Here is a 21416-nt window from a genome sequence, read left to right on the forward strand (position 1 = left end):
TTGATGGGGTCAGCCGCAAGGCGAAGCTCTTGATCGAAGCCCCAGTAAACGGCGGCCGTAACTATAACGGTCCTAAGGTAGCGAAATTCCTTGTCGGGTAAGTTCCGACCTGCACGAATGGCGTAACGACAGCGGCGCTGTCTCCACCCGAGACTCAGTGAAATTGAAATCGCTGTGAAGATGCAGCGTTCCCGTGGCAAGACGGAAAGACCCCGTGAACCTTTACTATAGCTTTACACTGAACGTTGAGTTCGTCTGTGTAGGATAGGTGGGAGGCTATGAAACTGTGGCGCTAGCTGCAGTGGAGCCATCCTTGAAATACCACCCTGTCGTGCTTGACGTTCTAACCTAGGTCCATAATCTGGATCGGGGACCGTGTATGGTGGGTAGTTTGACTGGGGCGGTCTCCTCCTAAAGAGTAACGGAGGAGCTCGAAGGTACGCTCAGCGCGGTCGGACATCGCGCACTGTGTGCAAAGGCATAAGCGTGCTTGACTGCAAGATCGACGGATCAAGCAGGTAGGAAACTAGGACTTAGTGATCCGGTGGTTCTGTATGGAAGGGCCATCGCTCAACGGATAAAAGGTACTCCGGGGATAACAGGCTGATACCGCCCAAGAGTTCATATCGACGGCGGTGTTTGGCACCTCGATGTCGGCTCATCACATCCTGGGGCTGTAGTCGGTCCCAAGGGTATGGCTGTTCGCCATTTAAAGTGGTACGCGAGCTGGGTTCAGAACGTCGTGAGACAGTTCGGTCCCTATCTGCCATGGGCGTTGGAGATTTGAGAGGGGCTGCTCCTAGTACGAGAGGACCGGAGTGGACGAACCTCTGGTGTTCCGGTTGTCACGCCAGTGGCATTGCCGGGTAGCTATGTTCGGAAGCGATAACCGCTGAAAGCATCTAAGCGGGAAGCGCGCCTCAAGATGAGATCTCCCGGGGCACAAGCCCCCTGAAGGAACCATATAGACTATGTGGTTGATAGGTCAGGTGTGTAAGTACAGCAATGTATTGAGCTAACTGATACTAATGATCCGTGTGGCTTGACCATATAACCTCAAGTTGCCTTGGCCGACATGACATGTCGATAGATCCCAAGTGCACGCTACGTCACAAGACTTACGAGAGGCAGGCGCCTTATCCGTTTCTTTAGGATGGCGACGCTCCAACTGTCTCCCTGGTGAAATTAGCGCTGTGGAACCACCCGATCCCATCCCGAACTCGGAAGTGAAACGCAGCTGCGCCGATGGTAGTGTGGCCTAAGCCATGCGAGAGTAGGTCATCGCCAGGGTTTTTACCCCGAAAACCCCGCTGCTCACGCAGCGGGGTTTTCTTTTTGTCTGCGTTTCAGCCCCTCCCACCACGGACGCACGGGTCGCCGCGCTCGGCGATGCCGACATCCTGGTGGCCATGCGCGAACGCACACCGATCACCGCGGCACTGTTGGCCCGCCGGCCCTGTCTACGCCTGCTGATCACCAGCGGCATGCGCCATGCGGCCATCGATGTCGCGGCAGCGAAAGCGCAGGGCGTCATCGTCTGCGGCACCGACAGCCATCCCGAGCCTGCCGTGGAGATCACCTGGGCGCTGATCCTCGGCCTGATGCGCCACCTGGTGCCTGAGGCCAATGCATTGCGCAGCGACGGGCCGTGGCAGCAGACGGTCGGCCGTGACCTGCATGGTGCGCGGTTGGGACTGCTGGGAGTGGGGAAGATCGGTCAGCGCGTGGCGCAGATCGGCCAGGCGTTCGGGATGCAGGTCAGTGCAGGGCGTCCGAATCTCGACGCGCCACGTGCGGCGGCGGTGCAATGGGCTACATCGCAGCAGGCCCTGTTCGCTGGCAGCGAGGTGGTGTCGCTGCACCGGGTCCTGGGCGAACGCAGCCCCGCGATCGTGGATGCCGACACGCTGGCCTGCATGCCGGCACACGCATGTCTGATCAATACCGCACGCGCGGGCCGGATCGATCAGCAGGCGTTGATCGACGCCCTGACTGACAAGCGCATCGCCGGTGCTGGCCTGGATGTCTTCGACATCGAACCCCTCCCGGCCGGGCATCCGCTGCGCACATTGCCCAACGTATTGGCGACGCCCCCTCTGGGCTACGTCACCGCGCGCAATTACCGGGACTATTTCGGCCAGGGGGTGGAGACTATCGCCGCTTGGCTGCAGGGCGCGCCGAAACGCGTGCTGGACTGACGCCGGTCAGGCCACCGCGGCCGGGCGGTACGCCTGTTCCTGATGACGGAACACGGCCACTGCCTGGGTCAGGTCGGCAGCCTGCGCCTCCAACAGGCGTGCCGCTGCACTCGCCTCTTCGACCAACGCCGCATTCTGCTGGGTGGCATCGTCCATCTGCGCCACCGTCCGGTTGACCTGATCGATGCCGGCGGCCTGCTCCTGCGAGGCCGAAGAGATCTCGGCCATGATGCCGCTGACACCGGCCACGCTGCTCACAATCTCGCCCATGGTCTGCCCGGCGTCCTGGACCAGGCGCGCGCCGTCGGCAACCTGTACCACGGAGGCATCGATCAGGCCCTTGATCTCCTTGGCGGCCTCGGCCGAACGCTGGGCCAGGCTGCGTACCTCGCTGGCCACCACCGCGAAGCCGCGGCCCTGCTCGCCTGCACGTGCTGCTTCCACGGCGGCGTTGAGGGCAAGAATATTGGTCTGGAAGGCGATCCCGTCGATGACGCGCGTGATGTCGCCGATGCGGTGAGAGGCGGTCTGGATGGCGTCCATGGTGGTCACCACCTCGCTCACCACCCGACTGCCGCGGGTGGCGACGTCATGTGCGCCGTGCGCCAAGGCACTGGCCTGGCGCGCGTGTTCGGCATTCTGTCGCACGGTGGAGGTCAGCTCCTCCATCGAGGCGGCGGTTTCCTCCAGATGGGCAGCCTGGCGTTCGGTACGCTCGGACAGATCATCGTTGCCACTGGCGATCTCACTGGCGGCCAGCGAAATCGAGCCGGTGCACTGCTTGATCCGTTCGACCATCGCGGTCAGTTGCTCCGCCGTCGCATTGGCATCGCGCTGCATGGCCTGGAACGACCCGTGGAAGTCGCCCCGCATGCGCTGGTCCAGATCGCCATCGGCCAGTGCCGAGAGCATGCGGCGAATCTCACCGACCGTACCACCCACGCTGTCCAGCAGCTGATTGATGCCGCCGGTCAGGCCGTTGAGGAAGCTCGCGCCTCCGTCCGTGGCCTGCAGCCGGCGATCAAGATCGCCCTTGCTGGCGGCCTCGACGATATCGGCCACGGCATGTTCCAGCAGCAGTTCGTGGGTGCGGTCATGCCATTCCACCGCGAAGCCCTGGCGCTGGCCCTTCGCATCGAATACCGGCGTGACAACCTGGGCGAAGTGCACCGGGCCGATCCGCACACGCCCGTGATGGGTGACCATCAGCGTATTGAGGATGGCGCGGATGCGGTCCGGATTGGCATGGAAACGGTGGATGCTGCTGCCGACCAGGCGCTCTGCGTCGAAGTCGGGGAAGGCCTCACGCAGGCTGGTCTGCTGGTTGCGCAGCAAGCTCACCACCGACTGGTTCACGTAGCGGATCACGTGGTCGTTGTCGGCGATCATCATTGCGGTGCGGGAGACATCCAGTGCCTGCCGGACCTGGGCATCGTGCGTATGTTCGACACTGTCGCGCGCCTGCGCGCGGGCTGCCTCCGCGGCCAGCGAGACCGACCGCATCTCTGCCTGCCGCAACGCCTGGCCCTGCTGCCGCACGCGCAGTGCTACCACGCCCAGCAGCAGCGCCGCGACTGCCACGGGAAGCAGCGCCCAAGGCTGCCGCTGCCAGATCGCGGCGGTTACCGCGGCGGCAAGCAGCACCCCGGCCGAGATCAGATAGGCGGCATCCGTGGACGGCCGGGACGTGCGCGTGCGCAGCAGATCGGGTGGGCGGGAGGTGGCATCGGGCATGGCGGACATGAGGGCTCCAGAATCAGCAGAAAACGGAAAGCCCGCGGCGTGATCGCGCGCAGGCGGATGCCACACCCGTCACCGGCGAAGCGGTGGGTGCAGCAGCGGAAGGAAGCAGGGGGGCACGCGCAGAGCAGGTGACGGCAGGTGCCGTGTCGGCGGTGGCGATCACCGCCGGCATGGCCCGGTCCTGTGGGCGATGGCACGGCCAATCCGGCATTGCGACGACGTTCCCTGGAAGCCTGGGTGATGCGCGGCTTCGCAACGGCGGAGCAAGCGACGACAGTGCGGCCGACGAAGATCGGCCTGCATCATCGGTATCGGTCGTTGCCGGGATAAGTTGAGTGCGACCGTGTGTCGCACCGTGCAGGGCTTACCCGGCGAGGAAGCCCTGGATCACCTCAGCGACCACCTGCGGATGCTCCATGTGCAGATGATGCGTGCCCGGGAACACCGCCAAGCGGCCTTCGCGCAGCAACGAGATGCGCTGGCTGCGCAACGGCTCCGGGTAATACGACTGCGCTGGCGTGGCGTAGATCACCTGGGTCGGGCATTCGATCGCGGCGAGCAGGTCGTCGATCTGCGCTTCGCTCAGGCGCATCGCGGTGGGCAGCATCAGGCGCTGATCGCTGCACCAGCTGAAACCCCCTTCAACCGGCTTGACGCCGCGTTCGACCAGCAGGCGCGCGCACGGCTCGCTGAGCTGGTTGGCCATCATGCGGGCGCGGATCGGTGCGGCCAGATCGGGGAACACGCGCAGTCTGCGGGTGGGCAGCGCCCGCGCGGCACGCACATGCTCACGCAGGCGCTGTGCGGTTTCATTCTCCGGGCCCCGCAGACCGCCGAGGGCCTCGATCGCGATCAGGCGTTCGACGCGTTCGGGTGCGGCCGCCGCGGTAAGGCTGGCAATGCCGGCGCCCATCGAGTGGCCGAGCAGCACGAAGCGGTCCCAGCCCAGCGCATCAGCGACGTCGAGCACGTGGCAGATCGCACCGGGCGTGTTGTATTGCGTGCCGGGCGGCAGATGCGCGCTGTGGCCGTGGCCGGGCAGATCGATCGCGACCAGCGCCAGATCCGGTAGTTGCGCGGCCAACGGTACGAAGCTGGCCGCGTTGTCGAGCCAGCCATGCAGCGCCAGGACGCGCGTGCCGCCGGTCTCACCCGACCGCAGGCCGGCCACGGTGCTGCCGGCCACCGGCAGCGAGAACGGCTGCAGCGTCATGCCAGCGCCGCGATGCTCAGCCGCGACAGGGCCAGTGCATGCGCGTGCGCGTCGTTGAGGCAGGGGATGTAGCGCATTGTCGCGCCGCGCTCGGCCACGGTCTCGGTAAAGCCCATCGCCACTTCTTCCAGGGTTTCCAGGCAGTCGGTGGCAAAGCCGGGGCAGACCACGTCCATGCTGCGCACGCCCTTCTCGGCCATCGCCCACAGGGTGGGTTCGGCGTAGGGCTGGAGCCACTTCTCACGGCCGAAACGCGATTGGTAGGTCAGCTGCCAGGCATCGTCGGCCAGCTCCAGCGCGTGGGCGATCGCGTGGGCGCTGGCTTCGCAGCGCTGCGGATACGGATCGCCGGCGTCGGCCAGGCGCTGTGGAATGCCGTGGAAGGAAAACACCAGTTTCTCGCCGCGCCCATGCTGCTCCCACCACTGGCGGATGCTGCCGGCGACGGCGGCGACCCAGTCCGGATCGACCGCGTAATCGCGCACCAGGGTCACGGTGACGCCGGGATGCTTCGGCTGCCACTCGCGCACCTGGTCCTCGATCGAGGCCGTGGTGGTGGTCGAATACTGCGGGTACAACGGCAGTACCACGATCCGTTTCATGCCTTCGGCGGCCAGCCGGTCCAGCTCGGCCGGCAGCGCCGGGGCGCCATAACGCATCGCATGGCGCACCCGCAGATCGGGCATCAGGCCCTGCATGGCCTCGGCCAGCCGGCGCGTGTAGACCATCAGCGGGGAGCCCTCCGGCAGCCAGACCTGGGCGTACTTGGCGGCCGAGCGACCACTGCGCAATGGCAGGATCAGCCCGAACAGCAAGGGTTTCCAGAACAGCGGCGGAATCGCGACCACGCGCGGATCGCTGAGGAACTCAGCCAGGTAGCGACGCACCGCCGGGGCGGTTGGCGTCTCGGGCGTGCCTAGATTGACCGCCAGCACGGCGGTGTCGGGTGCGTCGAGCATGCCGCCATTCTCGCAGGTCTGCGCGATTGGCGGGATGGATTTGGATGATGAACGCGATCCAGCGTGCATATCGATAGCCGGGAATACTCATTGCCGATTCATCGCCGGCCTTCTAACGTCGAGAAGCGTATCGACCACCGTCGTACCTGCCGCTATCTTGTATGAATCGACTTTCTGGAGCCCACCCATGCGCCGCCTCAGCCTTGTTCTGCTGATCTCCGCCAGCCTGCTGTCGACCCAGGCCATGGCCGGGCCACAGGAGGACCAGCGCGCCCGCAATGCCGTGCGCGTCCTGAATGAAATCCAGGACATCCCCGAGCAGGGGATTCCCGACAAGCTGCTCGACGAAGGCCGAGCGGTCATCGTCATTCCCGATACGATCAAGGCCGGCCTGGTGATCGGCGGCCGTCGCGGCCATGGCTTGATGTCCGTCAAGACGCCCGATGGCAGCTGGTCCAACCCGGTGTTCGTGAAGCTCACCGGCGGCAGCATCGGCTTCCAGGCCGGCGTGCAGTCCTCCGATGTGGTGCTGGTGTTCCGCAACGACCGCAGCCTGGACAATCTCGTCAACGGCAAGTTCACCCTGGGCGCCGATGCCGGCGTCGCCGCCGGACCGGTCGGTCGCAACGCCGCCGCCGCCACCGATGGCCAGCTGAAGGCTGAGATCTGGTCCTGGTCGCGCGCCCGTGGCCTGTTCGCCGGTGTGGCGCTGGATGGCGCCGTGCTGCAGATCGACGATGCCGCCAACCTGGACGCCTACGGCAGCAACACCACGCCGCGCATGGTGTTCGAAGGCCGTGTCGGCGAGCCGCCTTCGGTGGACGTGGTCGCCTTCCGTGATCGCCTGGAGGAAGCCACCTATACCGCCCGCGAGAAGCGCGGCACTGCGGGCAATGCCCCAGCGCCGGCCGCTGCGCCGCGCGCCGCCGCCGTACCGGTTCGACCTGAACAGGCACCTGCCCCGGCCCCTGCTGGCGCGACCACGGCCCCGCTGCAGTCCGTGCCGGCGCAACCGGCCCCGCAGCAGGGCTTCCAGCCGGTTGGCGACGGTGAAGTCCGTACCGAATCGCTGGACGGCAACTGACTTTTGTCACGCGCGCCGGCTTACCGCCGGTGCGCTATGCTCAACCGTCTGATCACTACGTAACGCGAGCGAGTCATGGGCAGTTTCAGCATCTGGCATTGGTTGGTCGTGCTGGTCATCGTTCTGCTGGTGTTCGGCACCAAGAAACTGACCAGCGGCGCCAAGGACCTTGGCAGCGCCGTCAAGGAATTCAAGAAGGGCATGCGCGACGAGGACAAGCCGAACGCGCAGCTCAGCGACAGTTCGCGTCCGCAGGACTCGACGACGACGTCGCAGACCGAGCACGACCGCGACCCGCGCTGATCCGGGCGGCTTGGCGTGTTCGATATCGGTTTCAGTGAACTGCTGGTCATCGCGGTGGTGGCCCTGGTCGTCCTCGGCCCCGAGCGGCTGCCCAAGGCGGCCCGCTTTGCCGGGCTGTGGGTGCGCCGTGCCCGCAACCAGTGGGATTCGGTGAAGCAGGAGCTCGAGCGTGAACTGCACGCCGAAGAGATCAAGCGGCAGTTCGATGATGTGAAAACCTCGATGCGCGATACCGAGTCGCAGCTGCGCGCCAGTGGCGAAGCGGTGCGCCGCGAGGCCGAGCAGATGCGCCAGGACGTGGCACGGCAGGGCGATGACGTCGCCGCGGCTGCGGACGACGAACCGGTGATGACCGGCCCCGCACCAGGTTCCCCGGCCAGCGTGGCCCAGCATGTGGTGGCCCCCGAGGAGGCCGAGCCGCCGCGCGATGCGATGGCGCCGCCGGGCATCGATGGCAGCGCACCGCGTGCAGATCCGCCGGCGGCCCTGCCGCCGTCGACTGACACCGCGCCGCTTACGCCTGTGCCCACGCCGCCGAACGACGAGGCACCGCGATGAGCGAGCATGAAAGCAACGAGAGTTCGCTGGTCGAACACCTGATCGAGCTGCGTGCGCGCCTGGTGCGCGCGTTGATCGGCCTGGGCGTGGTGCTGCTGGGGTTGATGCCGTTCTCGCGGCAGATCTACACGATGATCGCCGAACCGCTGATCTCGCAGCTGCCGAACGGGCAGACGATGATCGCGACCAATCCGGCCGGCGCGTTCTTCGCGCCGTTGAAACTGACCTTCTTCGTGGCGGTGTTCATCGCCGTGCCGTGGCTGCTGTTCCAGCTGTGGTCGTTCGTGGCACCGGGCCTGTATGCCCGCGAAAAACGCCTGGCGGTACCGTTGCTGGCCTCGTCGGTACTGCTGTTCTATCTGGGCTGCGCGTTCGCGTACTTCCTGGTGCTGCCGGCGGTGTTCCACTTCCTCACCACGTTCCGCCCGGAGGTGATTGCGATCACACCGGATGCGACGGCGTACCTGGATTTCGTGCTGGCGATCTTCTTCGCCTTCGGCACCAGCTTCGAGCTGCCGGTGGCGATGGTGATCCTGGTGCTGCTGGGCTGGATCACGCCGCAGCAGTTCAAGGAAGGTCGCGGCTATGCGATCGTCGGGATCTTCGTGCTGGCCGCGGTGCTGACGCCGCCGGACGTGGTCTCGCAGCTGATGCTGGCCATTCCGATGTGCCTGCTCTACGAACTGGGCATCCACGCCGCGCGCTGGCTGGTGCCCCGCCCGGGCGGAAAAGAGCAGCCGGAGTAAGGCACAAACAAAAACCCCGGCCAAGGCCGGGGTTTTTGTTGATCAGGCGGCGAACACGTTGTTCGGGCCCGGCATCGGCGGCGGGGTCTGCGGCCCCTGCTGGCCGAACATCTGCTTCCACGCCGTGTAGATGGCACCGGCGAAGACCGGCATCACCACGCCCATCAGCAGCAGCTGCGCAACGAACAGCGCGAGCATCGTGCCGCCGATCAGCTGCGCGATCAGGGCCACCAGCATCACGCCGAAATAGATCGCAAACACCGCCACGAAGGCGAGCAGGAAGAACACCAGCATCGCCAGCACGTTGTGCAGGCAGGCGCGCAGGCTCAGGCGCATCGCCTGTAGGCCGTTGCGATGCTCGAACATCACCTGCGGCGGCAGGGTGAACAGCGCCAGCGCCATGGCCAGGAAGGTGACCACCACCAGTGCCAGCCAGAGCAGGATGCGCATCGCCGGCAGGCTCGCCATCAGCTCTTCGATCTGCGCCGGGTCCGGCTGCGCGCCGGACTGGCTGATCGCGTTGAGCTGCACCATCACCTCGCTCAGGTGCTGCAGGCCACTGCTGCCGATCAGCACCAGCAACAACACGCCCAGGAACAGGCCGGCCACCAGCTGCGGCAGCAGCGAGGCGAGCAGGTTCAAGGCGCGGCCTTCCTGCAGGCCCTGCAGCAGGTGCGCAGGCTGCGCCACGCGACCCTGGTCGACTTCGCGCACGGCCCACACCAGGCCGCCGAAGAACAGCGGGCCGGCCAGCGCCATCAACAGCTGCGCCAGGGTACTCAGCGCCGGGCTGACCATCGCCAGCGACATCACCAGCAACGCGGCCACGGCCCAGATCACGCCGAGCAGGCCCAGCGCCAACGGCGCCTTGCGCAGCAGGGTGAAACCCGACACCAGCCATTCCGCGCCGGCGGAGGCCGGCAGCTTGCGAATCTCGCTCATAACATTCCGGGACAGGGGAGAAGGCGCGAACGCCCGATTGCGGTCGATTATCCCTGTTTTCCCGGCGCGTGACCTGAAGGCCGCCCTGCGCGGCGCGGACGCTGCGTTGCGTCCGGGGGCATGCCGGTGCAGCCCTCAGGCGTTGCGTGCCTGGCGGACGAAACGGCGCAGCAGCTGGCGGGCCAGCGGCGCGGCGCTGACGTCGCGGGCGACACTGCGCGCGCAACCGCCGTGCTGGCGGATGCACTCGGCGCGGGCGCGGACGTAGCCGCGCATGTGGTGGGTGGCGAACTCCGGATGGAACTGCACGCCCCAGGCATGTGCGCCCCAGCGGAAGGCGTGGCAGTTGTCCTGCGCCGAGCGTGCCAGGATCGCCGCGCCCTCGGGCGCGCGCAGCACGGTCTGCAGGTGGGTGGCATGGGCCGGGAAGCGCGCCGGCAGGCCGCCGAACAGCGGGTCGTCCACCGCCGAAGGATCCAGCGCCAGCTCGATCGTGCCGGACTCGCGGCCGGCCGGGTTGTAGGCCACTTCGCCGCCCAGCGCGTGGGCGAGCAGCTGGTGGCCATAGCAGATGCCGAACACCGGCCGGTCGTCGTGGGCGGCAGCGCGCAGCCACTGCGCGCTGCGTTCGCTCCACTCGGCGCGGTCGGTGACGTAGGCGGCCGAACCGCTGACGATCACCCCGGCAAAATCGCGGTGGCTGGGCAGGGTGCCGCCCTGCTCGACATCGACCACCACGGTCTCGTCGGCGTCCAGCCCGGCCGCGACCCGGATCCAGTGCGAAAACCGCCCGTAACGGCGCAGCGAGGCGACGGGTTGGCCGGTTTCAAGAATCAGGAATGGGGCGGAATTCATCCGGGGGAGGCAGGACCGAGAGGACTTCCTCGATTGTAGTCAGCCCTGCCGCTACCTTTTCAAGCCCCGCGCGACGCAGGGTTCGTACCCCTTCAGCACGTGCGGCACGGTTGAAGGCGGCCAGATCCATGTCCGCGCGGATGTGTCGGCGCAGGCTGGAACCCAATGGCAGCAACTCATACAGGCCCACGCGGCCCAGGAAACCGGTGCGTCGGCAGTCGATGCAGCCGACCGGTGCATATGGCGTGGGCGCCTCAGGTAATGCCGCATCGGCATCAGTCAGCACCGCCCATTGCTCGGCCGAGAGCACCGTGGGCACCTTGCAACTGCTGCACAGGGTGCGCACCAGCCGCTGGGCCAGCACCCCGTTGAGGGTGGAGGCGAGCAGGTAATGCGGCACGCCCAGATCGAGCAGACGGGTGATCGCCGAGGGCGCATCGTTGGTGTGCAGGGTGGACAGCACCAGGTGGCCGGTGAGCGAGGCCTGGACCGCCATCTGCGCGGTCTCCAGATCGCGGATCTCGCCGATCATGATGATGTCCGGGTCCTGCCGCAGCAGGGTGCGCACGCCGCTGGCGAAATCCAGGTCGATGTTGGTCTGCACCTGCATCTGGTTGAACTCCGGTGCGATCATTTCGATCGGGTCTTCCACCGTGCAGACATTCACGTCCGGGGTGGCCAGCCGCTTCAGCGTGGAATACAGGGTGGTGGTCTTGCCCGAGCCGGTCGGCCCGGTGACCAGCACGATGCCGTGCGGGCGCTCGACCAGGGCGGTCCAGCCGGCCGCTTCCTGCGGGCTGAAGCCGAGCTGGTCGATGCTCTTGAAGGCGGCATCCGGGTCGAAGATGCGCATCACGCACTTTTCGCCGAACGCGGTGGGCATGGTCGACAGGCGCATTTCCACTTCGCGCCCGCCCGGGGAGCGGGTCTTGATGCGGCCGTCCTGCGGGCGCCGGCGCTCGGCCAGGTCCATCCGGCCCAGCACCTTGATCCGGCTGACCACGGCGGTCATCACCGCCGGCGGCACCTCGAACACCTTGTGCAGCACGCCATCGATGCGGAAGCGCATGCGGCCCATGTCGCGGCGTGGCTCCAGATGAATGTCCGAGGCGCGCTGCTCGTAGGCGTACTGCAGCAGCCAATCCACGATGTGCACGATGTGCTGGTCGTCGGCGTTGACGTCGCCGGCGCGGCCCAGTTCCACCAGCTGCTCGAAGCTGGGCAGGGTGCTGCTGGTCTCGCCGCGGACATCGCCACGGGCGCCGCGCACCGAGCGCGTCACCCCGTAGAACTCCATGGTGTAGCGGTGCAGATCGAGCGGGTTCACCATCGCCAGCTCGATCCGGCGGCGGCTCAGGTGTTGCAGGTCGCGCAACCATTCCTGGGCCAGCGGCTCGCTGGTGGCGACCAGCACGCGCTCGCTGTCCACCGCCAGCGGCAGGAAGCGGTGGCGGCGGGCATAGGCATGGGAAACCAGGGCGGTGACCGCCGAGACGTCGACCCGGGTCGGGTCCACCCGCAGGTAGCGCACGCCCGCGCGCTGGGCCAGCCACTCGCTCAGGCGCTCCAGGCCGAGCTCACCGCCTGCGCTGGCGCCCAGTTTAAGGTTGGCCAGCAGCACCAGCGGGTGGACCTCGCTGGCATTGCGTGCGCCCGGGGCGGAAAAGCGGATGCGCTCCAGATCGGCGGCGGCGACCAGGCCGTCGGCAACCAGGGCCGCGGCGACCTGGTCGAAATCCAGCCGCCCGTGCGGCAGGGGCACGCCCCCGGCAGGGACGCTGGCATAAGCCGCTGGCAGGCGTGGATCCATCCTCCATTTCCCCAGGCACGGAAGGCCCGTGCGGTCGGTCGCTATACTAGCGCACCCCTTCTGCAGGCAAGAATCCGCCGCATGTCCGCGATCCCGAACGTTCCGATCACTTTCCAGGGCCTGATCCAGACCCTCAACCAGTATTGGGCGCAGCAGGGCTGCGTGCTGATCCAGCCGCTGGACCTGGAGGTCGGTGCGGGCACCTTCCACCCGGCCACGTTCCTGCGCTCGATCGGTCCGGAAAGCTGGAATGCCGCGTACGTGCAGCCTTCACGCCGCCCGACCGACGGCCGCTACGGCGAGAACCCCAACCGCCTGCAGCGCTACTACCAGTACCAGGTGGCGATGAAGCCGAGTCCGGACAACATCCAGCAGCTGTACCTGGATTCGCTCAAGGCGCTGGGCATCGATCCGCTGGTGCATGACCTGCGCTTCGTCGAGGACAACTGGGAATCGCCGACCCTCGGCGCCTGGGGCCTGGGCTGGGAAGTGTGGTTGAACGGGATGGAAGTCACCCAGTTCACCTATTTCCAGCAGGCCGGCGGCCTGGAGTGCAAGCCGGTGCTCGGCGAGATCACCTACGGTCTGGAGCGCCTGTGCATGTACCTGCAGAACTGCGACAACGTCTATGACCTGATCTGGACCTATGGTCCGGATGGCACCCCGGTGACCTACGGCGATGTGTACCTGCAGAACGAGATCGAGCAGAGCACCTACAACTTCGAATACGCCGACGTGGACGAAATGTTCCATCGCTTCGATGCCTGCGAAAAAGAGGCGCAGAAGCTGGTCGATGTCGGCCTGCCGCTGCCGGCCTATGAGCAGGTCTGCAAGGCCAGCCATGCCTTCAACCTGCTGGATGCGCGCCGCGCGATCAGCGTGACCGAGCGCCAGCGCTACATCCTGCGCGTGCGCGCGCTGGCCCAGGCCGTGGCCAGGCTCTACGAGGCCAAACGCCTGGAAGCCGTGGCCGCCAAGGAGGTGCAGGCATGAGCACGATGCAGCCGCTGCTGATTGAACTGGGTACCGAAGAACTGCCGGTCAAGGCGCTGCCGGGCCTGGCCCAGGCCTTCTTCGATGGCGTCGTGGACGGCCTGACCAAGCGGGGCGTGACCATTGAACGCGGCGATGCCAAGCCGCTGTCGACCCCGCGTCGCCTGGCCGTGCTGCTGCCCGGCGTGGCCGTTGAGCAGCCGGAACAGCATTCCGAAGTGCTCGGCCCTTACCTGAACATCGCGCTCGACGCCGAGGGTCAGCCGACCAAGGCGCTGCAGGGTTTCGCCGCCAAGGCCGGGATCGACTGGACCGCGCTGGAGCGTACCAGCGACGCCAAGGGCGAGCGCTTCGTACACCGCTCCACCACGCCGGGCGCGCGCACCGCGACGCTGCTGCCGGAGATCCTGCGCGAGGCGATCGCCGCGATGCCGATCCCCAAGCCGATGCGCTGGGGCAGCCACACCTATGGCTTCGCCCGCCCGGTGCATTGGCTGGTGCTGCTGCACGGCCCGGACATCATCGAGGCCGAGGTGCTGGGCCTGAAGGCTGACCGCATGAGCCGCGGCCATCGCTTCATGCATGACAAGACCGTGTGGCTGAGCGCGCCGGAGGACTACGTCGCCTCGCTGCAGGCCGCCTACGTGCTGGTCGATGCCGACGCGCGCCGTACCCGCATCGTCGAGCAGGTCAACGCGGCGGCCGCGCAGGCCGGCGGTCAGGCGCGCATCACTCCGGACAATCTCGAGCAGGTGGTCAACCTGGTCGAATGGCCGGCGCCGGTGCTGTGCAGTTTCGAGCGCGAGTTCCTGGCGGTGCCGCAGGAAGCGCTGATCGAGACGATGGAGATCAACCAGAAGTTCTTCCCGGTGCTCGATGCCAGCGGCAAGCTGACCGAGAAGTTCATCGGCATCGCCAACATCGACTCCAAGGACGTGGCCGAAGTGGCCAAGGGCTACGAGCGCGTGATCCGTCCGCGCTTCTCCGATGCCAAGTTCTTCTTCGACGAAGATCTGAAGCAGGGTCTGGAATCGATGGGCGATGGCCTGAAGACCGTCACCTACCAGGCCAAGCTGGGCTCGGTCGCCGACAAAGTGACCCGTGTGGCCGCCCTCGCCGAGGCCATCGCGCCGCAGGTGGGCGTCGAGCCGGTGCTGGCCAAGCGCGCCGCGGTGCTGGCCAAGAACGACCTGCAGTCGCGCATGGTCAACGAATTCCCGGAGTTGCAGGGCATAGCCGGCCGGCATTACGCCGTGGTCGGCGGGGAGTCGCCCGAGGTCGCGCTGGCCATCGACGAGGCCTACCAGCCGCGCTTCGGTGGGGATGACATCGCGCTGTCGCCGCTGGGCAAGGTGCTGGCCATCGCCGAGCGTCTGGATACGCTGGCCGGTGGTTTTGCCGCAGGCCTGAAGCCGACCGGCAACAAGGATCCGTTCGCGCTGCGCCGCAATGCGCTGGGCCTGGCCCGCACGGTGATCGAGAGCGGATTCGACCTGGATCTGCGCGCGCTGATCGCGACCGCCGTGGCGGGCCTGCCGGCGGGCGTGCAGCCCAGTGCCGAACGCAAGACCGAGGCGCTGCCGCAGGAGCTGTATGACTTCATCATCGACCGCCTGCGCGGCTACTACGCCGACAAGGGCGTGCCGGCCACGCATTTCAACGCGGTGGCCGAGCTGAAGCCGGCCTCGCTGTACGATTTCGACCGCCGCATCGATGCCATCGGCACCTTCGCCGCGCTGCCGGAAGCCGAAGCGCTGGCCGCGGCCAACAAGCGCATCCGCAACATCCTGCGCAAGGCCGAGGGCGAGATCCCGGGCATGATCGACCCGGCGCTGCTGGCCGAGCCGGCCGAAAGCGAACTGGCCGAAGCCGTGGAAGCGGCCATCGATGACAGCAACGCCAGCCTGCACCAGAAGGACTACGTGAGCGTGTTGAACCGGCTGGCGCGCCTGCGCCCGCAGGTGGACGCGTTCTTCGATGCGGTGATGGTCAATGCCGAGGATCCCGCGCTGCGGGCCAATCGCCTGGCCCTGCTCAAGCGCCTGGGCGACCGCCTGGGCAGCGTGGCGGCGATCGAACACCTGTCCAACTGACGCGGCGGGGCCGCGCGCCCCACGGTGGACCGGAAGGCGCGACGGCTTCGGCTGTTCGCGCCTTCTGCGTTTCCGGGAGGGCGGCGCGCTCCGATACTCGTGCCGGAAGCGTCATATGGTGTCGCCCCGGTGTCGCGGACGCTTCTGTCCGATGACGTGTTGTCATCGATCTCGCCACGTGTGATGCAAGCGACTTTCTCGCGGAATTTAACGGCTTCTTCACCGCCGTTCTGAAACAGCCACGCCGATTTCGCATGCTCGCGATGGCCCGTTATGCTGTCGCCATGCAGCCAACGAAATTCGCCCTTCCGCTGATGTTCCTGTCCCTTGCCACCGCCTCGGTGGCACATGCACGGGGGACCATCGAGAAAGTGGACATCAAAGGATTGGACAAGGGCGACGATGCCGAGATGATCGAGAACATCGAGGTCTCGCTGTCCCTGTACGACACCATCGGCAAGGTCCAGGGCGAGTCGCGGCTGGAATATCTGTTGTCCCAGGCAGAGCGCCAGACCCGCGAGGCGCTGGAGCCGTTCGGGTACTACAACCCGACCATCACCGTGGAAAGCCCGCGCGAAGGCGAGAACCTGCGCGTGGTGATCCAGGTCGAGAAAGGGCCGCCGACCCTGGTCCGCCGCGAGCACATCGACATCACCGGCCCGGCCCAGCTGGACCAGTACCTCCAGGAAGACCTCGAGAAATTCAAGCCGCGCAAGGGCCAGCGGTTCGAGCACACCGAGTACGAAGCCAGCAAGATCCGGGTCACCCGGCGCCTGGCCGAGCGTGGTTATTTCGATGCCGACTTCACCCAGCGCCAGGTGCAGATCACCCGCGCCGAGAACGCGGCCGATGTCGATCTGACCTGGGACAGTGGCCGCCGCTACAACATGGGCGAGATCCGCTTCCATCAGGATTACTTCGTCGACAAGCTGTTCGACCCGCTGGTGTACTGGGACGAAGGCAGTTACTTCCACGAAGGCAAACTGGACCGCCTGCGCGAATCGCTGACCAAGCTCGATTACTTCAGCGTGATCGACATCCAGCCGCGCCCGGACCAGGCCGATGACAACGGCGATGTGCCGGTGGACGTCAACCTGACCCGCGCCAAGCGCACGATCTACACCGCCGGCCTGAGCTACGGCAGCGAGAGTGGCGCCGGTGTGCGTGGGGGCCTGGAGCGGCGGTTCCTCAACAGCCGCGGCCACAAGATGAACACCCAGCTCGACTACGCGCAGAAGCGCAAGAGCCTGGTCACCAGCTACCGCATCCCGGGCTTTGCCTGGCTCGATGGCTGGTATGCGTTTACCGCCAGCGCCTATGACGAGCAGACCGATTACATCGACCTGCGCAACTTCAAACTGTCGGCCAGCCGCAGCGGCGAGATCAACGAGTACTGGACCGCGATCGCCTCGATCAACGCCCTGCGTGAGCGCTGGCGCTACGCCTCGGGCACCGAGTTCACCGATGCGGTCTACAACACCTCCACGCTGGTCTACCCGCAGCTGGTCGCCGACTACGTCAACGTGGACGATGAGATGTTCCCGCGCCGTGGCCTCAGCGGCAGTGCCACCCTGCGTGGCGGCGTCGAAGGTGCGGGCTCGGACACCAGCTTCGTGCAGGCCAACATGGTGCTGCGCTGGTATGTGCCGATCGGCGACAGCGACCGCCTGATCCTGCGCGGCGAAGGTGGCACCACCTGGACCAGCGATCTGGTGGCGATGCCGCCGAGCCTGCGCTTCTTCGCCGGTGGCGACCGCAGCATCCGCGGCTATGCCTTCCGCGAAGTCGGCCCGCGCACCGCACCACCGGACAAGTACGCGCTCGGCGCGAAGAACCTGGTGGTCGGCTCGGCCGAGTATGAGCATTACTTCAAGGGCGGGCCGTGGGGCGCGGCGGTATTCGTCGATACCGGCAGCGCGTTCGACAACACCATCGACCTGCACACCGGCGTGGGCTTCGGCGTGCGCTGGAAATCGCCGGTGGGCCCGGTGCGCGTGGATATCGCGCACGGCCTGAACAACCCGGATTCGCAGTTCCAGCTGTACCTGAACATCGGAGCGGACCTGTGAGCACGCCGACGCCTTCCGCCCCCGCCACCCCGCCGCCCCCGCGCGTGCGTTTCTACCGCAAGCGCCGCTTCTGGGCGTGGTCCGGTTTCACCGTGCTCGGCCTGGTGCTGTTGGCCTTGCTGCTGGTGTACTGGCTGCTGCAGACCGTGGCAGGCCGCGATGTGCTGCTGGCCCAGGTGGTCGCGCGGTTGCCGGTCGGCGCCTCGCTCACCTGGAGCAAGGTCGATGGCCCGGTCGCCGGGCCGCTGGTGCTGCACGATCTGGACTTCCGCTACGACGACATCCATTTCACCGCCGAACGGGCGTACCTGGATCCGGACATCCGGCCGCTGCTGGGCCGCAAGCTGCAGCTCGATGCACTGCAGATCAAGAACGCCACGTTGAACCTGGCCAAGAGCGATGAGCCGTTCGAGCTGCCCTCGTGGCCGGACTCGCTGCCGCAGATTGAAATGCCGCTGGCGATCCAGGCCGACACCATCATCATCGATGGCTTCCGGATCACCCAGGCGCAGCAGCCGCTGATCGACATCGCCAAGGTGCGCGGTGGGCTGGAGATCGCCAATGGCGAATTCCGCGCGCGCCAGCTGATCGTGGACAGCAGCTACGGCGATTTCCGCGTGGACGGGCATTACCTGCCGCGCAGCGATTACGACACCGACATCACCCTCGGCGCGCTGATGCCGGCGCCGCGCGGGCGTACCCCGGCGCGCCTGGGCCTGGTCGCCCGCGGTGACCTGGGCCATATGGAAGTGGCGATCGCCGGCAATGCACCGGCACCGCTGCAGGCCAGCCTCGTGTTCGATGGCCGCACCGACCCGGTGTGGAAACTCGCTGCGCGCAGCAAGGAACTGGACCTGGCGCTGCTGGTGCCGGGGATGGACGCGAGCACCAGCACGCCGATGGCGCTGGAGGTGCAGGCCGACGGCAAGGGTGGCCAGGCCAATCTGCAGGGCAGCTTCAAGCAGGGCGACATCGCGGTGGAACTGGCACCGTCCAAGGTCGGCCTGGCCGACCAGGTACTGACCGTGTCGCCGCTGCAGGTGAAGGGCTTTGGTGGGCAGGCGCGGCTGGAAGGCATCGCTGATTTCACCGACAAGGAAAACGCCAGCCTGCGCTTCTCCATCGTCGCCAACGACCTCACCTTCGTGCCCGCCGCCGATACCACCACCCCGGGCGCGGCTGCGCCGGTGCCGGTGACGTTGAAAGAAGCGCGCATGGGCCTGGCCGGCACGCTCAAGGCGTGGGCGGCCGTCGGCCGTGCCTCGGTGGAACGCGAGAAGCAGGTGGCCGATCTGCAGTTCGACGTGCGCGGCAATGACCAGGCCGCCGTGATCAAACAGCTGCAGGCCAGCACGCCGGGCGGTTCGCTCGACGTGACCGGGCAGGTGGCCTGGGCGCCGCAGTTGGATTGGGACGTGGCCGCCAAACTGGCCGGCTTCGATCCGGGCTACTTCGCGCCGGGCTGGGACGGCAAGCTGTCCGGTTCGTTTGCCTCGAAGGGCCGCCAGTTGCCGCCGCCCGCCGGCAGTCCGGCCGGTACCGCTGGCAGCTACGAAGCCACCGTCGATGTGCCCGGCATCAAGGGCACGCTGCGCAAGCGCGCGCTGGATGCACAGGGCAAGTTCGCGCTGCGCGGCGAGCAGGGCGAGGGCAACCTCCGGCTGGCGCTGGGCAACAGCCGCCTGACCGCCAAGGGCTCGGTCGGTGACCGCCTGGATATCGATGCGCAGCTGGATCCGGTGCAGCTGGCCGACCTGCTGCCCAACAGCAGCGGCAGCCTGCGTGGCCACGTGCTGATCAAGGGCGCGCGTACCGCGCCGGACATCACCGCCGATCTGGTCGGCAGCGGCCTGCGCTGGGACGACTGGAGCGCCGAGGCGATCAGCATCAAGGGGCGCCTGCCGTGGCAGGGCGACAGTGGCACGCTGGCGGTGCAGGGCAGCAAGGTCCAGGTCGGCATGCTGCTGGACACGCTCAACGTCAATGCACGCGGCAGCCTCTCCAATCTGCGCCTGGATGCACAGACGAAGAACGAGCTGGGTGCTGTCGCGCTGGAAGGCGGCGTGCGCCAGCAGGGCCAGACCTGGCGTGGCGATCTGACCGCGCTGCGCATCGCACCGATGAAGGGCGATGCCTGGAGCCTGCGCGCACCGGCCACCTTCAGCGTGCAGGGCAGCAACTTCACCCTGAGCGATGCCTGCCTGGGTGCCGCCACCGGCGGCGCGCTGTGCGCCAGCGCGAACTGGCCGCGCGAAGGGCTGCTGGTGCGGGGCGATGCCTTGCCGTTGTCGCTGGTGCAGCCGTGGCTGCCGCCGCAGTCCGGAAGGCGCATCTTCCTGCGCGGTGAAGTGAATCTGGATGGGCGCATCCGCCCCCGCGGCAACGCGTGGGAAGGCAGTGCCTCGGTCACCTCGCGCGAAGGCGGGGTACGCCTGGGCGACAACGCGCGTGGCGAGCTGGTGCGTTACGACCAGTTCTCGGTGAACCTGGAGATGACCCCGCAGCAGATCAACGCCAAGCTCGGTGTCGGTTTCCAGGGCGACGGCTTCGTCGATGCCAAGGTGCAGACCGGCTGGGATGCCAACGCGCCGCTGACCGGCGAGCTGTACATGAACATCGCGCGGCTGTACTGGCTGGAACTGTTCTCGCCCGACATCGTGCGCCCAACCGGCCTGATCGAAGGCCACGTGAGTCTGCGCGGCACCCGTGGTACGCCGTCATTGGGCGGTGAGGCCACGCTGAGCAAGTTCAATGGCGAGTTCCCTGCGCTCGGCCTGACCTTCGCCGAAGGCAAGGGCAGCTTCACCGCGCAGCCGGACGGCTCGGCCAAGATCACCGCGCAGGCCAACTCCGGCAAGGGCACGCTGTACGTGGATGGCGGGCTGTCGTGGTTCGGCGATGCACAGCCGCTGCAGCTGCATATCCACGGCGAAAACGTGCTGCTGGCCAACACCAGCGAGCTGCGCGTGATCGCCAACCCGAACCTGGACTTCACGTTGGCCGGCAGCGCGATGCAGCTGCGTGGCACCGTGCACGTCCCCGAAGCGGATCTGGACCTGGAGCGCCTGGATCGTGGCACCTCGGTCTCCGAAGATGTGGTGGTGCTGGACCCGGTCGATCCGGAAGAGGGGCCCAGCTCGCCGCTGGACATGGACCTGACCGTGAGCCTGGGCGACAAGGTCAAGATGGCCGGGTTCGGCCTGAAGGGTGCGCTGACCGGCAAGATGCAGGTATGGGCGCGCCCCGGGCGCGAGATGACCGCCAACGGCGGGCTGGAAGTCAGTGGCCGCTACAAGGCCTACGGACAGGACCTGACCATCACCCGCGGCAACTTGAACTGGAACTACAACGCGGTCTCCGATCCGCGCATCAACATCCGGGCCCAGCGCGCCGTCGGCGATGTCACCGCCGGCATCGACGTGACCGGGCGGGCGCAGTCGCCGCGCGTGGATGTGTGGTCGGAACCGGCGATGTCGCAGTCCGAAGCACTGGCCTACCTGGTGCTGGGACGCAGCCTCACCGGTGCCAGCAGCGATCAGGCCCAGCAGGTCAACGCGGCCTCGGCGGCGCTGTCGGCCGGCAGCGGCCTGCTCGCCTCGCAGCTGGGCGCCAAGCTTGGCCTGGACGACGCCGGCGTGAGCCAGTCGCGCGCGCTGGGTGGCTCGGTGATCGGCTTCGGCAAGTACATCTCGCCCAAGCTGTACATCGGCTACGGCGTCTCGCTGGTCGGCAGTGGCTCGGTGCTGACGCTGAAGTACCTGCTGCGCCGTGGCTTCGATGCGGAGCTGGAATCGAGCACGGTGGAGAACCGTGGGTCGTTGAACTGGCGAAAAGAAAAGTAGATCACGAC

General features: G+C 66.9%; 15 protein-coding genes and 2 rRNA genes (1 of these 17 cut by a window edge). 11 read left to right on the plus strand and 6 right to left on the minus strand.

All coding sequences use genetic code 11. The features are described 5' to 3' along the window. The 3 genes from ABE483_RS09235 to ABE483_RS09245 all read left to right on the plus strand — a co-directional run. A 23S ribosomal RNA gene (locus tag ABE483_RS09235) occupies positions 1-1050 on the plus strand (it extends 1829 nt beyond the left edge of the window). Between the two features lie 125 nt (positions 1051-1175). Further along, positions 1176-1290, plus strand: a 5S ribosomal RNA gene (gene rrf / locus ABE483_RS09240). A gap of 20 nt (positions 1291-1310) precedes the next feature. Then, entirely contained in the window at positions 1311-2198 is an 888-nt protein-coding gene (locus ABE483_RS09245) for a D-2-hydroxyacid dehydrogenase family protein (RefSeq protein ID WP_346481600.1), read from the plus strand. Positions 2199-2204: 6 nt separating this feature from the next. Here ABE483_RS09245 and ABE483_RS09250 read toward each other — a convergent pair whose 3' ends face one another. The 3 genes from ABE483_RS09250 to hemH all read right to left on the minus strand — a co-directional run bounded on the left by ABE483_RS09250 (position 2205) and on the right by hemH (position 6113). Beyond that, positions 2205-3941, minus strand: coding sequence for a methyl-accepting chemotaxis protein (locus ABE483_RS09250; RefSeq protein ID WP_346481564.1), 1737 nt, complete (start codon positions 3939-3941; stop codon positions 2205-2207). Between the two features lie 364 nt (positions 3942-4305). Beyond that, positions 4306-5154, minus strand: a complete 849-nt coding sequence (locus ABE483_RS09255; RefSeq protein WP_313211937.1) for an alpha/beta hydrolase — start codon at positions 5152-5154, stop codon at positions 4306-4308. Continuing rightward, a complete protein-coding gene (hemH, locus tag ABE483_RS09260) occupies positions 5151-6113 on the minus strand; it encodes a ferrochelatase (RefSeq protein WP_313211936.1) in 963 nt (320 codons plus the stop codon). Before hemH ends, ABE483_RS09255 begins: the two co-directional genes overlap by 4 nt. A gap of 187 nt (positions 6114-6300) precedes the next feature. Between hemH and ABE483_RS09265 the strand changes: the two genes are divergently transcribed. The 4 genes from ABE483_RS09265 to tatC all read left to right on the plus strand — a co-directional run bounded on the left by ABE483_RS09265 (position 6301) and on the right by tatC (position 8804). Beyond that, positions 6301-7197 (plus strand): YSC84-related protein, encoded by an 897-nt coding sequence (locus tag ABE483_RS09265; protein ID WP_313211935.1) that lies wholly within the window; start codon positions 6301-6303, stop codon positions 7195-7197. A gap of 75 nt (positions 7198-7272) precedes the next feature. Further along, positions 7273-7500, plus strand: coding sequence for a Sec-independent protein translocase subunit TatA (gene tatA, locus ABE483_RS09270; RefSeq protein WP_019185586.1), 228 nt, complete (start codon positions 7273-7275; stop codon positions 7498-7500). A 15-nt stretch (positions 7501-7515) separates the two neighbouring features. Then, positions 7516-8058, plus strand: a complete 543-nt coding sequence (gene tatB, locus ABE483_RS09275) for a Sec-independent protein translocase protein TatB (RefSeq protein WP_313211934.1) — start codon at positions 7516-7518, stop codon at positions 8056-8058. Beyond that, positions 8055-8804 carry a twin-arginine translocase subunit TatC gene (gene tatC / locus ABE483_RS09280; protein WP_102788725.1) on the plus strand — a complete coding sequence of 250 codons (750 nt, stop codon included), beginning with the start codon at positions 8055-8057 and terminating at the stop codon, positions 8802-8804. Before tatB ends, tatC begins: the two co-directional genes overlap by 4 nt. Positions 8805-8846: 42 nt before the next feature. On the opposite strand, the gene ABE483_RS09285 is transcribed toward tatC, so the two are convergent. From ABE483_RS09285 to ABE483_RS09295, 3 genes are all read right to left on the minus strand, one after another. Beyond that, positions 8847-9746, minus strand: a complete 900-nt coding sequence (locus tag ABE483_RS09285; protein WP_313219253.1) for a BPSS1780 family membrane protein — start codon at positions 9744-9746, stop codon at positions 8847-8849. 135 nt (positions 9747-9881) lie between these two features. Next, complete coding sequence (locus ABE483_RS09290) at positions 9882-10601, minus strand: glutamine amidotransferase (protein ID WP_313211932.1); 720 nt, start codon at positions 10599-10601, stop codon at positions 9882-9884. Beyond that, the gene (locus ABE483_RS09295; protein ID WP_313211931.1) at positions 10573-12411 is read right to left on the minus strand and encodes an ATPase, T2SS/T4P/T4SS family; all 1839 of its coding nucleotides are present in this window, start codon (positions 12409-12411) and stop codon (positions 10573-10575) included. The genes ABE483_RS09290 and ABE483_RS09295 overlap by 29 nt, the downstream gene beginning before the upstream one ends. An 81-nt stretch (positions 12412-12492) precedes the next feature. Between ABE483_RS09295 and glyQ the strand changes: the two genes are divergently transcribed. The 4 genes from glyQ (at position 12493) to ABE483_RS09315 (ending at position 21408) form a co-directional block, all read left to right on the plus strand. After that, positions 12493-13404 carry a glycine--tRNA ligase subunit alpha gene (gene glyQ, locus ABE483_RS09300; RefSeq protein WP_102788722.1) on the plus strand — a complete coding sequence of 304 codons (912 nt, stop codon included), beginning with the start codon at positions 12493-12495 and terminating at the stop codon, positions 13402-13404. Continuing rightward, complete coding sequence (gene glyS / locus ABE483_RS09305; RefSeq protein WP_313211928.1) at positions 13401-15497, plus strand: glycine--tRNA ligase subunit beta; 2097 nt, start codon at positions 13401-13403, stop codon at positions 15495-15497. The genes glyQ and glyS overlap by 4 nt, the downstream gene beginning before the upstream one ends. A 284-nt stretch (positions 15498-15781) precedes the next feature. Then, positions 15782-17566, plus strand: a complete 1785-nt coding sequence (locus ABE483_RS09310) for an autotransporter assembly complex family protein (protein ID WP_313211940.1) — start codon at positions 15782-15784, stop codon at positions 17564-17566. Then, positions 17563-21408, plus strand: coding sequence for a translocation/assembly module TamB domain-containing protein (locus ABE483_RS09315; protein WP_346481565.1), 3846 nt, complete (start codon positions 17563-17565; stop codon positions 21406-21408). Before ABE483_RS09310 ends, ABE483_RS09315 begins: the two co-directional genes overlap by 4 nt. The last annotated feature ends 8 nt before the right edge of the window (positions 21409-21416 follow it).

It is taken from the genome of Stenotrophomonas sp. TWI602, from assembly GCF_039674045.1.
Classification (GTDB): domain Bacteria; phylum Pseudomonadota; class Gammaproteobacteria; order Xanthomonadales; family Xanthomonadaceae; genus Stenotrophomonas.